Source organism: Rathayibacter sp. YIM 133350, assembly GCF_037404875.1.
GTDB lineage: Bacteria > Actinomycetota > Actinomycetes > Actinomycetales > Microbacteriaceae > Orlajensenia.
In genome coordinates, this window is record NZ_JBBELO010000002.1 from 1 (window position 1) to 12,688 (window position 12,688).

The following is a 12,688-nucleotide window of genomic DNA, read 5'->3' on the forward strand; positions in this document are numbered from 1 at the left end:
GTCGACTGCCTCACCCGCGGTGTCGCGGTGGTGCGCTGAGGGGCCCATGCCGATGAGGGCGGCTGCAGCCGCGGCATCCAACTCCATGCGGAAGGAGACCGGGGTGATGGCATCGAGGCTGAACAGCGCCTGCGCATCGGCACGAAGCCGCTCCAGCTTCCCTGCGGCGACGTCGATGGCGCGGCCGGCTTCCCGCAGTTCGCGCAGGTGATCGGCAGCCGGAATCACCACGGCCAGCATGCCGCCGGGCGCGAGCACGCGGGCGAATTCCGGCAGGTTGCGCGGCGCGAACACGTCGAGCACCAGGTCTGCCACGCCGGTGCGCACCGGTAGGGGACGCCAGGTGTCGGCCACGAGGCCGGCGGCGCCCGTGAGCCGCACCGTCCGGCGCACGGCCTCGGGGGAGAGGTCGAGGGCGAGAGCGGCAGCGGCGGGGCCGAGGTGCGACAGGGCACCTTCGAGGTAGTACCCGGTTCCGCAGCCGGCGTCGAGCACCCGAACCGCCGTGTCGGGCAGCGCGCTCAGGAGCGCATCCCGGATCGGGGCGAACCGTCCGGGCTCGAGGAAGGCGGCGCGCGCGTCGAGCATCCGGGCGTCGTCACCCTGCATGCGGTCGCCGGGCGGAACGAGGCTCACGTAGCCGCGCTTGTTCACATCGAAGCTGTGGCCACGGGGACAGGCGAGGCGCAGCGCGTCGACGGCTGTCAGGTCGGCACCGCACTGTGGACAGTGCAGCCATTGCGCGAGGTCATCGGAAGCGCCGGGCACGTCGGGTCACCTCCTGCTCCTCTCCGACGACGAGAAGAGGGCGCCGGCGACTCTCGTCACCGGCGCCCTCTCGCGTCTCTCACCTACGCGTTGATCTGCTCGCGCTCCGGCTCGGCCGCCACCTCGTGGTGGGCGTGCCCGTGTGCCGCAGCGAGCTCCGTCGTGGTGACGGGGGCGATGCGGTCCTCGAAGAACCAGCGCGAGAGCGAGGCGCGCATGCGCTGACCCACGGTGATGCGACCCTGGGCGTTGGGGCGGATCATGAGCGGCTTGTAGTCGCCGTAGCTCACCAGGCGCCAGCGCTCGTACTCGTCAAGCGGCTCATGCACCTCGATGTACTCGCCACCGGGGAGCTTCACGATGCGGCCGGTCTCGAAGCCGTGCAGCACCGCCTCGCGGTCCTTCTTCTGCAGCGCCAGGCAGATGCGCTTGGTGACGAAGTAGGCGATGAAGGGTCCGACGATCACGGTGAACTGCAGGGCGTGGATGACGCCCTCCATGGTCAGGCGGAAGTGCGTCGCGATGATGTCCGAGCTCGCCGCGGCCCACAGGCCGGCGTAGAACGTGACACCGGCTGCGCCGATCGCGGTACGTGTCGGAGCATTCCGTGGCCGGTCGAGCACGTGGTGCTCGCGCCGATCGCCCGTGATCCACGCCTCGAAGAACGGGTAGAGCATCACGATGACGATGAACAGGCCCAGGGCGCCGAGCGGGATGAGGATGTTGAACGACCAGGTGCGGTCGAGCCAGACGAACTCGAGGCCCGGCGGGATCAGGCGCAGTGCACCGTCGGCGAAGCCGATGTACCAGTCGGGCTGGGTTCCGGCCGACACAGGGGAGGGGTCGTAGGGCCCGTAGTTCCAGATCGGGTTGATCGTGAACAGCGAGGCGATCAGCATGATGACGCCGAAGACGATGAAGAAGAATCCACCGGCCTTGGCCGCGTACATGGGCAGCACCGGCTGGCCGACCGCGTTGTTGTTCGTGCGACCCGGTCCGGCGTACTGCGTGTGCTTGTGCACCACGATGAAGAGCAGGTGCAGGGCGATCAGCGCGACGATGATGGCCGGCAGCAACAGGATGTGCAACGTGTACAGGCGGCCGACGATCTGGTCGCCGGGGAACTCCCCGCCGAACAGCAGGAACGAGGTCCACGTGCCGATGAGGGGGATGCCCTTCACCATTCCGTCGATGATGCGCAGGCCGTTGCCCGACAGCAGGTCATCGGGCAGCGAGTAGCCGGTGAATCCCTCGGCCATCGCGAGGATGAACAGCACGAAACCGATCACCCAGTTGAGCTCGCGCGGCTTGCGGAAGGCACCCGTGAAGAAGATGCGCAGCATGTGCAGGCCGATCGAGGCCACGAACAGCAGCGCCGCCCAGTGGTGCACCTGCCGCATGAGCAGGCCGCCCCGGATGTCGAACGAGATGTTCAGGGTGGAGTTCAGCGCCGTCGACATCTCGATGCCCTTGAGGGGCACGTACGAGCCGTCGTAGATGACCGGAGTCATCGCCGCCTGGAAGAAGAACGTCAGGAACGAGCCCGAGAGGAGGATGACGATGAAGCTGTAGAGGGCGACCTCTCCCAGCAGGAACGACCAGTGGTCGGGGAAGATCTTGCGACCGAGCTCCTTGACGGCGACCGAGATGGCGGTGCGCTCGTCCAGGTAGTTCGACGCGGCGGCGGTGAAGCCGCCCTTCTTGACGGGCGTCACTTCGGTGGAAGGACGCTCCGTTGTCGTTGCGGTGCTCAATGACGCTCCCAGAAGCTAGGGCCGACGGGTTCGTGGAAGTCGCTCTGCGCGACTAGGTAGCCCTCGTCATCCACGGCGATGGGCAACTGCGGCAGCGGGCGCTTCGCGGGGCCGAAGATGACCTCGCAGTTGTTGGCAACGTCGAACTGCGACTGGTGGCAGGGGCACAGCAGGTGATGGGTCTGCTGTTCGTAGAGGGCGACAGGGCAGCCGACGTGCGTGCAGATCTTCGAGTAGGCGACGATGCCGTCGTATGCCCAGTTCGCACGGCCGGGGGCCGGGTTCAGGTCCTCAGGACGCAGGCGCATGAGCAGCACTGCTGCCTTCGCCTTCTCCTCGAGCTTGCCGTGCTCGAGGTCGTTCAGGCCGTCGGGGATCACGTGGAACGCACTCCCGAGGGTCACGTCGGCCGCCTTGATCGCGACGCCGCTCGGGTCGAGCGTCAGACGCGTTCCCTTCTTCCACAGGGTGTTGCCGAGCAGCTTGACCGGGTCCTTGTCCTGCGGCGCGAGTCCGCGGAAGAGCACGACGGCGGGAAGCGGGAAGGCGATCAGGGCGCCGATGAGGGTGTTGCGCACGAGGGTGCGCCGGCCGAAGCCGGATTCCTTGTTGGCCACGTCGAAGATCTCGACGGCACGTGCGCGGGTCTCCTCGGAGCCCCGGGTCTCGTGACGGATGTCGATGCCCTCGTTGTCGACCATGAGCGACTTGCCCCAGTGCACCGCACCGATGCCGATGGCGAGCAGGGTCAGCGTGATGCCGAGGCCGATGAAGAGGTTGTTCAGTCGAACGTCGCCCACGTTGTTCGACTCGATGGGGAAGAGCATGTAGGCGGCGATGGCCCAGATGCTTCCGGCGATCGAGAGGTAGAAGAGCGTGTAGACCGTGCGCTCCGCGCGCTTGGCCCTGGCCGGGTCGATGTCGGTCACGCGCTTGTGGTGCGCGGGGAATCCGGGGTTCGTGAAGGCGTCGTCGCTGATCACCGCGATGCCGGCATTCTTCGACGAGAACTCGGCGCCCGACGAATGGTCGACGGCGAGTTCCTTACCGTCGTTATCGTCCTGTGCCATGGTTCTCCTTTTCGTGCTGGTTCATTGCCGTCACTCCGTCAGTTCGATTTCGCCGTGATCCACACGGTCAGCGCGACGATCGAGCCGAGACCGAAGATCCACATGAACAGGCCTTCGGCCACCGGGCCGAGCGAACCGAGTTCGAAACCACCGGGGGAGGGGGTGTCCTGGATGTACTTGAGGTACGTGATGATGTCGCGCTTGTCTTCGGGCGAGATGTTCAGGTCGTTGAAGACGGGCATGTTCTGCGGGCCGGTGACCATGGCCTCGTAGATGTGCACGCCGGTGACCTCGCGCAGCGACGGCGCGTACTTGCCCTCGGTCAGGGCTCCGCCGGCGCCGGCGACGTTGTGGCACATCGCGCAGTTCACGCGGAACAGCTCGGCACCCTTTGCCGCGTTGCCACCGCCGTTGACCAGGTGGTCCGCGGGAATGGAGGGGCCGGGGCCGAGTGAGGCGACGTAGTAGGCCAGCGCCTTCACCTCGTCGTCGGTGAACTGCACCGGCTTCTCCTCGGCCTGCGGACCGTTGGCCTGCATGGGCATGCGTCCGGTGCCGACCTGGAAGTCGACCGCAGCGGCTCCGACGCCCACGAGGCTCGGTGCCACCTGGGTGCCTTCGGCACTGAGGCCGTGGCAGGTGGCGCAGTTGGCCTGGAAGAGCTTCTTGCCCTCTTCGATGCTCTGCTGGCCCGCGGTCTGGGTCTCGGCCGATGCCGTTCCCGAGTTGACGGCCGCGTAGGCTCCGCCGGTCACGGCCAGGCCGATCGCGATCAGGGCGACGGTGGCCAGCGGATGCCGGCGTCCGCTCTTGCGGCGGCTGCGAGCCGTGGAGGATGTGTTCTCGCGCATGGGGACTTCTGCTCGCTCCTGATTTCTATTTGAGAACGTAGATGACGAAGAAGAGGCCGATCCACACGACATCGACGAAGTGCCAGTAGTACGAGACCACAATGGCGCTCGTGGCCTCCTTGTGCCCGAAGTTCTTCACCGCGAACACCCGGCCGATCACGAGCAGGAAGGCGATGAGGCCGCCGGTCACGTGCAGGCCGTGGAAGCCCGTGGTCAGGTAGAAGGCCGAGCCGTAGGAGTCGGAGTTCAGTGCGATGCCCTCGCTGACGAGGTTGGCGTACTCCCACACCTGGCCGGCGACGAAGATGGCGCCGAGGGCGAAGGTGAGGTAGAACCACTCGACCATGCCCCACTGGGTGGGCTTCCAGCCGACCGAACGCGGCTGCATGCGCTCTGCGGCGAAGACGCCGAACTGGCAGGTGAAGGAGCTCGAGACCAGGATGATCGTGTTCACCGTGGAGTAGGGCACGTTGAGGATCTGCGTCTGGGCGTGCCACAACTCGGGGCTCGTCGAGCGCAACGTGAAGTAGATGGCGAACAGGCCGGCGAAGAACATGACTTCGCTACCGAGCCAGACGATGGTGCCCACCGCAACGGTGTTGGGCCGGTTGATTGCCGGCGTGCTCGCCGGCTGAGTTAGAACGCTGCTCGTCACGTCTCCATTATGGCCGATAACCCCTCCCCGTTTTCCCATTCCGGCGGGTCAGTCGGTCACAGCCGATGCTTAGGTCTACCTAAGAAAGCCGCCAGAGCGCTGTGAATCCGCGGCGAGAAGCTGGGAGCAATAAGATCGTGGCCATGCTTGAAACCCAGTCGTGGCCGAACGTGCTCGCCTCGCTGTTGAAAGGCGAGGACCTCAGCGTCGCCGACGCGGCGTGGAGCATGCAGGAGGTCATGGCCGGGCATGCGACGGATGCGCAACTGGCCGGCTTCCTGATCGCCCTGAACGCCAAGGGGGAGACGGTCGATGAGATCGTCGGCTTCCGCGACGCGATCCTGGACTACGCCGTCCCCCTCGACGTGAACCCGATGGCGCTGGACATCGTGGGGACCGGTGGGGACCGCTTCGGAACCGTCAACGTCTCGACGATGTCGGCCATCATCTCCGCGGCCGCGGGAACCCCGGTGGTCAAGCACGGCAACAAGGCCGCGAGCTCGGCATCCGGTTCCTCGGATGTGCTTGCCGCCCTGGGCATCGACCTGACCCTGCCGGCAGACCGGGTCGCCGAGATCCTGCGCGAGACCGGCATCACCTTCGCGTTCGCAGCCGCCTTCCACCCGGGCTTCAAGCATGCCGGGCCGGTGCGTTCGCAACTGGGCATCCCCACCGTGTTCAACTACCTCGGTCCGCTGTGCAACCCGGCCCGTGCCGAGGCGAACGCGGTCGGAGTCGCGAACCTGGATCGCGTGCCCCTGTTCGTCGGCGTGTACCAGACCCGGGGGGCGACCGCGCTGGTCTTCCGCGGCGACGACGGCCTGGACGAGCTGACGACCACCGGTCACAGCCACGTCTGGGAGGTCTCGCGGGGACTCGTGACCGAGCACGACATCGAGCCGCGCGACCTGGGCCTTCCCCGCGCGCGCATGGCCGATCTCGTCGGCGGCGACGCGGCCCACAATGCCGACGTGGTGCGATCCGTGCTCGCGGGCGATGAGGGTCCGGTTCGCGACATCGTGCTCCTGAACGCCGCGGCCGGTCTCGTCGCCTTCGACCTGGCCGGCGATCACAGCCAGATGCAGCGCAGCATCCTCGCGCGCTTCCGCGACAAGATCGACGTCGCCGCCGAGGTCATCGACTCGGGAGCCGCGGCAGCCAAGCTCGACGAGTGGGTCGCCGCGACCCGCCGCATCGACTTCTGAGCGCGCGGCGAGCCGCTCGCGCAGACGACGAGGGTGGCGCCCGCAGGAGCGGACGCCACCCTCGTTCAGCACGCGTGATCAGCGCACGTCGTCGTCGACCCAGTCGAAGGTCTTGGTGACGGCCTTCTTCCATAGCCTGATCTGACGGTCGCGCTCCTCGGCATCCATCTGGGGCTCCCAGCGGCTGTCCTCCTGCCAGTTCTTGCGCAGGTCATCCAGGTCGCTCCAGAAGCCCGTGGCGAGACCGGCCGCGTAGGCGGCCCCGAGCGCCGTCGTCTCGGCGACGACCGGACGAACGACCGGCACTCCGATGATGTCGGCCTGGAACTGCATGAGCAGGTTGTTCGCGATCATGCCGCCGTCGACCTTCAGTTCGGTCAGGTCCACGCCGGAGTCGGCGTTGACGGCGTCGAGCACCTCGCGCGTCTGGAAAGCGGTCGCTTCGAGCACGGCACGGGCGATGTGTCCCTTGTTCACGTAACGGGTCAGGCCCACGAGCGCGCCACGCGCATCCGATCGCCAGTACGGCGCGAACAGTCCCGAGAAGGCGGGCACGAAGTACGCGCCGCCGTTGTCCTCGACCGTCTTGGCCAGCTGCTCGATCTCGGGCGCGCTCTGGATGATGCCGAGATTGTCGCGCAGCCACTGCACGAGTGAACCCGTGACGGCGATCGATCCCTCCAGGGCGTAGTGCGGCTTGTTGTCGCCGATCTGGTAGCCGAGGGTCGTCAGGAGCCCGTTCTTGGAGTGCACGATCTCCTCACCCGTGTTGAAGATGAGGAAGTTGCCCGTGCCGTAGGTGTTCTTCGACTCGCCGGCGTCGAAGGCCGCCTGCCCGAAGGTGGCCGCCTGCTGGTCGCCGAGGATGCCCGCGATGGGCGTCTCCCGCAGCAGGCTCGAGGGCGCCGCGGTTCCGAAGACGCCGGCGGAGGGCTTGATCTCGGGCAGCATGGACCGCGGAACGTTGAAGGCCGCCAGGATCTCGTCGTCCCATTGCAGGGTCTCCAGGTCCATGAACAGGGTGCGGCTGGCATTCGTCACGTCGGTCGCGTGCACGCCGCCGTCCACACCGCCGGTCAGGTTCCACAGCACCCAGCAGTCGGTCGTGCCGAAGAGCAGGTCGCCGGCCTCGGCCTTCTCGCGCGCGCCCTCGACGTTCTCGAGGATCCAGACGATCTTGGTTCCCGAGAAGTAGGTCGCGAGTGGCAGGCCGACCTTCTGCTTGAAACGCTCGACCCCGCCGTCTGCTGCGAGTCGATCGACGATCGGCTGGGTACGGGTGTCCTGCCAGACGATGGCGTTGTAGACCGGCTTTCCGGTGGTCTTGTCCCAGACCACAGCGGTCTCGCGCTGGTTCGTGATGCCGACGGCGACGATGTCGTGACGCGTGAGGTTCGCCTTGCCGAGGGCCTGTCCCACCACCTCGCCGACGTTCCGCCAGATCTCGAGCGGGTCGTGCTCCACCCACCCGGCTCGCGGGAAGATCTGCTCGTGTTCGAGCTGTCCTGTCGAGACGATCGATCCCGACTTGTCGAAGATGATCGCTCGAGAGCTCGTCGTGCCCTGGTCGATCGCCAATACGTAATCAGCCATGATTCACCTTTTTCGTTGTTGTGGAGAGCAGGAGAGGACACGCTCGTGGACCGGCCGACGTTGGCCGGCCCACGTGGCGTCTCTCAGCTGAGGATCGGGAGGAGCGGGATGGCGAGCCAGCCGGCGAGCAGGCCGCCGATGGCAGGGCCGAGCACGGGCACCCACGCGTAGGACCAGTCGCTGGATCCCTTGCCCTGGATGGGCAGCACGAGGTGGGCGATGCGCGGACCGAGGTCGCGGGCCGGGTTGATCGCGTAGCCGGTCGGGCCACCGAGCGAGACGCCGATCACGAGCACCAGCAAGGCGACAGGCAGGGCGCCGAGACCCGCGGGTGTTCCGCCGTTGCCGAATCCGATGATGACGAAGACCAGCACGAAGGTGCCGATGATCTCGGTGATGAGGTTCCAGACGTAGGAACGGATGGCCGGCCCTGTCGAGAACACGCCGAGCTTGGCACCCGGGTCCGGCTCCTCGTCGAAGTGGTTGCGGTAGGCGAGCCACATGACGACCGCACCGAGGAAGGCGCCGAGGAACTCGCCACCGAGATAGGTGAACGTCGACGCCACGTTGATGGGCACGTGCGCGGCTCCTCCGAAGTCCGGCTTGCCGTTGGCGATCAGTCCGAGTGTCACGGCCGGGTTCAGGTGGGCGCCGGAGTTGTACGCGACGACCACGCCCGAGAAGACCGCGAAGGCCCAGCCGATCGTGACCATGAGGAAGCCGCCGTTGAAGCCCTTGTTCTTGATGAGGGCGACGTTCGCGACGACTCCGCAGCCGAGCAGGGTCAGCATCGCCGTACCGACGACTTCTGAGAGGAATACGACACCGAGATTGTCCACTATGACCTTCCTTCGTCCAGCGCAGCGTTGCGCTCTTGGTCACACGATAGACCCCGTGCCTCATTCGGGGGAACGACACCCGCCGAGGTGATTCACCCTTACGCCGCAGAGCACGCGGCACTAAGTTGATGCACGAGGCGGTGCGTCATGGGCGATGCACACCGGGTGCACCGCCCGCGCGCCACCCGGGAAGGGATTGTCGTGAAGAAGCTCATCAATGATCCGAAGAGAGTCGTCGACGAGTCGGTCGCAGGCTTCGCGGCGGCGCATGCCGACCTGGTACGGGCATCCTTCGACCCCATCTTCGTCGTGCGGGCGGATGCGCCCGTGAGCGGAAAGGTGGCGATCATCAGCGGTGGCGGTAGCGGTCATGAGCCCCTGCACGCCGGCTTCGTCGGCTACGGCATGCTCGATGGCGCGGTCCCCGGCGCCGTGTTCACCTCACCGACGCCCGACCCGATCCTCGCCGCGACGCAGGCGGTCGACGGCGGCGCAGGCGTGCTGCACATCGTGAAGAACTACACCGGCGATGTGCTCAACTTCGAGACGGCCGCCGACTTGGCAGCAGCCGAGGGCATCGAGGTGCGCTCGGTGATCACGAACGACGACGTCGCCGTGAAGGACTCGCTCTACACCGCGGGCCGTCGAGGCGTTGCCGGCACCGTGCTGGTGGAGAAGATCGCCGGCGCTGCGGCCCAGCGCGGGGACGACCTCGACGCCGTGGCGGCGATCGCGGAGAAGGTGAACGCCCAGGTGCGATCGATGGGCGTCGCGCTGACCGCGTGCACCGTTCCGCACGTGGGCGAGCCGAGCTTCGACCTGGCCGAGGACGAGATCGAGATCGGCATCGGAATCCATGGCGAGCCGGGTCGGGAGCGCATCAAGATCGAGCCGGCCGACGCCATCGTTGATCGCATCCTCGGGCCGATCGTCGATGACATCCCGTTCGAATCCGGCGATGAGGTCCTGCTGCTCGTGAACGGCATGGGCGGAACCCCGCTCGTCGAGCTCTACATCGTCTACAAGCACGCGACGGAGGCCCTCGAGGCACGGGGCATCACGGTGACGCGCTCGCTCGTCGGCAATTACACGACGTCGCTCGAGATGCAAGGCTTTTCGCTCTCGGTGCTGAAGCTCGATGATGAGTTGACGCAGCTGTGGGATGCGCCGGTTCAGACGGCGGCATTGCGCTGGGGACGGTAGGAGGCGGAACGTGGAGTTGGGCACCGAGTGGGCCGTGGACTGGGTGCGCCGCAGCGCCGCCGTCATCGCTGATCGCCGTGTGGAGCTGATCACGCTCGATCGCGAGATCGGCGATGCCGACCACGGCGAGAACATGGACCGGGGCTTCTCCGCGGTGCTCGCCAAGCTCGATGGCGTCGCGGCTGACGCCACCCCTGCCGACGTTCTCAAGATGGTCGCGACGACACTGATCTCGACGGTCGGAGGGGCATCCGGCCCGTTGTACGGAACGGCCTACCTCAAGGCATCGGGAGCGATCACCGGCAAGCAGACGCTGGACGGCCCGGCTCTCGTCGACCTGCTGACCGCCGCGCGAGACGGTATCGTGCTGCGCGGGAAGGCCGAGGCCGGCGACAAGACCATGATCGACGCCTGGACGCCCGCCGTGGATGCCGCCCGCGCCGCCGTCGCATCCGGCGCGGACGAGCGCGCCGTGCTCGAGGCCGCGGCGAGCGCTGCAGCGGAGGGCGCGGCCGCGACCGAACCGCTCGTGGCCCACAAGGGCCGGGCGAGCTACCTGGGCGAGCGATCGGCGGGTCACCGCGATCCCGGATCGCAGTCCACCGCCTACCTCCTGCGCGCCGCCGTCGAAGCGGCGGAGGAGGCGGGGGAGTGAGCCGCGTGGGCCTCGTGGTCGTCTCCCACAGCGCCAAGATCGCCGAGGGGGTTCTCGAGCTGGCACGGCAGATGGCGCCGAACACTCCGCTCGCCGCCGCAGGTGGAACGGACGACGGCGGAATCGGCACGAGCTTCGAACGCATCACCGCCGGGCTCCAGTCTGCGGAGACGGGGGCCGGGGTGGTCGTGCTGTGCGACCTGGGCTCGGCCATCCTCACCGCGGAGACGGCGATCGACTTCCTCGACGACGCGGAGCGGGAGCGGGTGCGCATCGCTTCGGCGCCCCTCGTGGAGGGTTCCGTCGCCGCAGCGGTCGCCGCCGAGACGGGCGAAGACCTCGCGGCGGTCGTCGCGGCCGCGGAATCCGCCGGCCAAGGACCCAGCCGTGCGGGCGAGGTCGATGCAGGGGCGCCGTCCGACGGCGGTCCCGGGTACACCCGCACCGCCACGCTCGTTAATCACGACGGTCTGCACGCCCGCCCGGCCGCGGAGTTCGTCAAGCTCGCGAGCACGTTCGATGCCGAGGTCACCGTGAACGGCACGAGTGCCAAGAGCCTGCTTGGCATCATGGCACTGGGACTGACCAAGGGCGCCCGGATCGAAGTGGCCGCAGCCGACGACGAGACCGGCAGGCGCGCCGTCGACGCCCTGGCCGACCTGGTCGCCACGGGTTTCGGGGAGTCCTGAGCCCGCGCTCCTGCTAGCCGCGCGAGCGAGAGCGGGCGTACCATGCCTGCATGGCAAGGGACAAGGACGTTCAGGGCAACGGCAACGCCTACACGCGCTTCTTCGATCGGCTCGACGACACGCTCTCGCGCGGCTTCGTCTCGCCGCCCCCAGCATCCGATGACGATGCGTCGCAGCAGCCCACCGACAAGGCGTGCCCTCTCTGCGGTCATCCCATGTCGGAGCACATCGTTGATCACTCCACCCCGAACACGGTCGTGGACTGCCCGACGGAGGATCGCCTGCCCCTGAGAGCCGACAACGGACCGCTCGGCGAACTCGGCATGCCCGCATCCGAGGAACGGCTGGCGAAGATCTCGAAACGGCGCTGAGGAGCGCTAGTTGCCGCCGGCCACCCGGATGGTCGCGCCGGTGATGTAGCCCGCGTCGGGTCCGAGCAGGAACGCGACGGCCCCGGCGATCTCGTGGGGCTGGCCTGCCCGGCCCATCGGGATCTTCGGCGCCCGCTCCTCGGGGGCGTTCGGTCGACCCGCGAGCGCGTGGATCTCGGTGTGGGTCGTCCCCGGGGAGACGGTGTTGACCCGTACGCCCTCGCGTCCGAACTCCTTCGCCAGGCCGACCGTGAGGATGTCGACCGCTGCCTTGCTCATGGCGTACGGGATGTACGTGTGCGGCGAGCCGGTCGTCGCGGCCCCCGAGGAGATGTTGACGATGGCGCCGCCTGCACCCCCATGGGCCGTCGACATGTGCCGGATGGCCTGCTGGCACAGCACGATGGTGGCGAGGTCGTTCACGGCGAAGACCTTCCGCGACTCCTCCGGATCGACCTCGAGGAATCCGCCGATGCGGCCGGTGATGCCGGCGTTGTTGACGAGGTTGTCGATGCGCGGGAAATGCCCGAGCGCCGCCCCGAACACGCCGGCGGCATCCGTGGCGCTCTCGAGGTCCACCCGCAGCACGAGCACCTCGGCGCCCTGGGTTCGCAGGCCGTCGGCCACCGCTTCGGTCTCGCTCTCGCGCTCACGGTAGGTGATGACGAGGTCGTGCCCGTCGTCGGCGAGCCGCTCGGCGATCGCCCTGCCGATGCCGCGGCTGCCCCCGGTGATGATGGTGACGGGTCGTGCGGGGGAGTCGGGCTGCGCCATCGCTCCAGCCTAGGCGCGGATAGGCTGAAGGGGATGCTCACCCTGCTCGCCGTGCTCCTGCTCGTCAATGCCGCCTTCAACGCCCTCGTCTGGCCGCGGTTCTACCGCCGGATAGCAGCCGACCCTCGGGCGCACGACGCCGACGGGCGCAGGACGCGATTCCTCACGGTTCACGCGGTTCTCATCGGTGCGGCGCTCGCGCTCGGGCTCGTCTCCGCAGTCGCAGGCATCTGGGCGCTCGTGGCCGCCTAGGTGTGATGT

Annotated in this window: 14 protein-coding genes; 6 read left to right on the forward strand and 8 right to left on the reverse strand. The window is 67.7% G+C overall.

Features of this window, described 5'->3' with window-relative positions:
• From WDJ51_RS00015 to ctaE, 5 genes are all read right to left on the reverse strand, one after another.
• Positions 1–768, reverse strand: a 768-nt coding sequence (locus tag WDJ51_RS00015; protein WP_337850365.1) for a methyltransferase domain-containing protein, incomplete at its 3' end; no start/stop codon positions are given.
• 83 nt (positions 769–851) lie between these two features.
• Positions 852–2,522, reverse strand: coding sequence for a cytochrome bc1 complex cytochrome b subunit (gene qcrB, locus WDJ51_RS00020; RefSeq protein WP_443218444.1), 1,671 nt, complete (start codon positions 2,520–2,522; stop codon positions 852–854).
• Positions 2,519–3,592 (reverse strand): cytochrome bc1 complex Rieske iron-sulfur subunit, encoded by a 1,074-nt coding sequence (qcrA, locus tag WDJ51_RS00025; RefSeq protein ID WP_337850366.1) that lies wholly within the window; start codon positions 3,590–3,592, stop codon positions 2,519–2,521. Before qcrA ends, qcrB begins: the two co-directional genes overlap by 4 nt.
• A 38-nt stretch (positions 3,593–3,630) precedes the next feature.
• Positions 3,631–4,443, reverse strand: coding sequence for a cytochrome bc1 complex diheme cytochrome c subunit (gene qcrC / locus WDJ51_RS00030; RefSeq protein WP_337850367.1), 813 nt, complete (start codon positions 4,441–4,443; stop codon positions 3,631–3,633).
• A 25-nt stretch (positions 4,444–4,468) separates the two neighbouring features.
• A complete protein-coding gene (gene ctaE, locus WDJ51_RS00035; protein WP_443218445.1) occupies positions 4,469–5,137 on the reverse strand; it encodes an aa3-type cytochrome oxidase subunit III in 669 nt (222 codons plus the stop codon).
• A gap of 104 nt (positions 5,138–5,241) precedes the next feature.
• Between ctaE and trpD the strand changes: the two genes are divergently transcribed.
• Entirely contained in the window at positions 5,242–6,303 is a 1,062-nt protein-coding gene (gene trpD / locus WDJ51_RS00040) for an anthranilate phosphoribosyltransferase (RefSeq protein ID WP_337850369.1), read from the forward strand.
• 78 nt (positions 6,304–6,381) lie between these two features.
• Here the strand turns inward: trpD and glpK are convergent, their stop codons facing one another.
• Complete coding sequence (gene glpK / locus WDJ51_RS00045; RefSeq protein WP_337850370.1) at positions 6,382–7,896, reverse strand: glycerol kinase GlpK; 1,515 nt, start codon at positions 7,894–7,896, stop codon at positions 6,382–6,384.
• Positions 7,897–7,979: 83 nt separating this feature from the next.
• Complete coding sequence (locus WDJ51_RS00050; RefSeq protein WP_443218446.1) at positions 7,980–8,687, reverse strand: MIP/aquaporin family protein; 708 nt, start codon at positions 8,685–8,687, stop codon at positions 7,980–7,982.
• 249 nt (positions 8,688–8,936) lie between these two features.
• On the opposite strand from WDJ51_RS00050, the gene dhaK reads away from it, so the two are divergent.
• From dhaK to WDJ51_RS00070, 4 genes are read left to right on the forward strand one after another with little or no spacing between them, the layout of a single operon-like run.
• Complete coding sequence (gene dhaK / locus WDJ51_RS00055; RefSeq protein WP_337850378.1) at positions 8,937–9,938, forward strand: dihydroxyacetone kinase subunit DhaK; 1,002 nt, start codon at positions 8,937–8,939, stop codon at positions 9,936–9,938.
• A gap of 10 nt (positions 9,939–9,948) precedes the next feature.
• Positions 9,949–10,593 carry a dihydroxyacetone kinase subunit DhaL gene (gene dhaL, locus WDJ51_RS00060; protein ID WP_337850372.1) on the forward strand — a complete coding sequence of 215 codons (645 nt, stop codon included), beginning with the start codon at positions 9,949–9,951 and terminating at the stop codon, positions 10,591–10,593.
• A complete protein-coding gene (gene dhaM, locus WDJ51_RS00065; protein ID WP_337850373.1) occupies positions 10,590–11,282 on the forward strand; it encodes a dihydroxyacetone kinase phosphoryl donor subunit DhaM in 693 nt (230 codons plus the stop codon). Before dhaL ends, dhaM begins: the two co-directional genes overlap by 4 nt.
• Positions 11,283–11,332: 50 nt before the next feature.
• The gene (locus WDJ51_RS00070) at positions 11,333–11,653 is read left to right on the forward strand and encodes a hypothetical protein (protein WP_337850374.1); all 321 of its coding nucleotides are present in this window, start codon (positions 11,333–11,335) and stop codon (positions 11,651–11,653) included.
• Between the two features lie 6 nt (positions 11,654–11,659).
• Here the strand turns inward: WDJ51_RS00070 and WDJ51_RS00075 are convergent, their stop codons facing one another.
• Entirely contained in the window at positions 11,660–12,427 is a 768-nt protein-coding gene (locus WDJ51_RS00075; RefSeq protein ID WP_337850375.1) for an SDR family NAD(P)-dependent oxidoreductase, read from the reverse strand.
• A gap of 33 nt (positions 12,428–12,460) precedes the next feature.
• On the opposite strand from WDJ51_RS00075, the gene WDJ51_RS00080 reads away from it, so the two are divergent.
• Positions 12,461–12,679, forward strand: coding sequence for an SCO4848 family membrane protein (locus WDJ51_RS00080; RefSeq protein WP_337850376.1), 219 nt, complete (start codon positions 12,461–12,463; stop codon positions 12,677–12,679).
• Positions 12,680–12,688 lie beyond the last annotated feature (9 nt).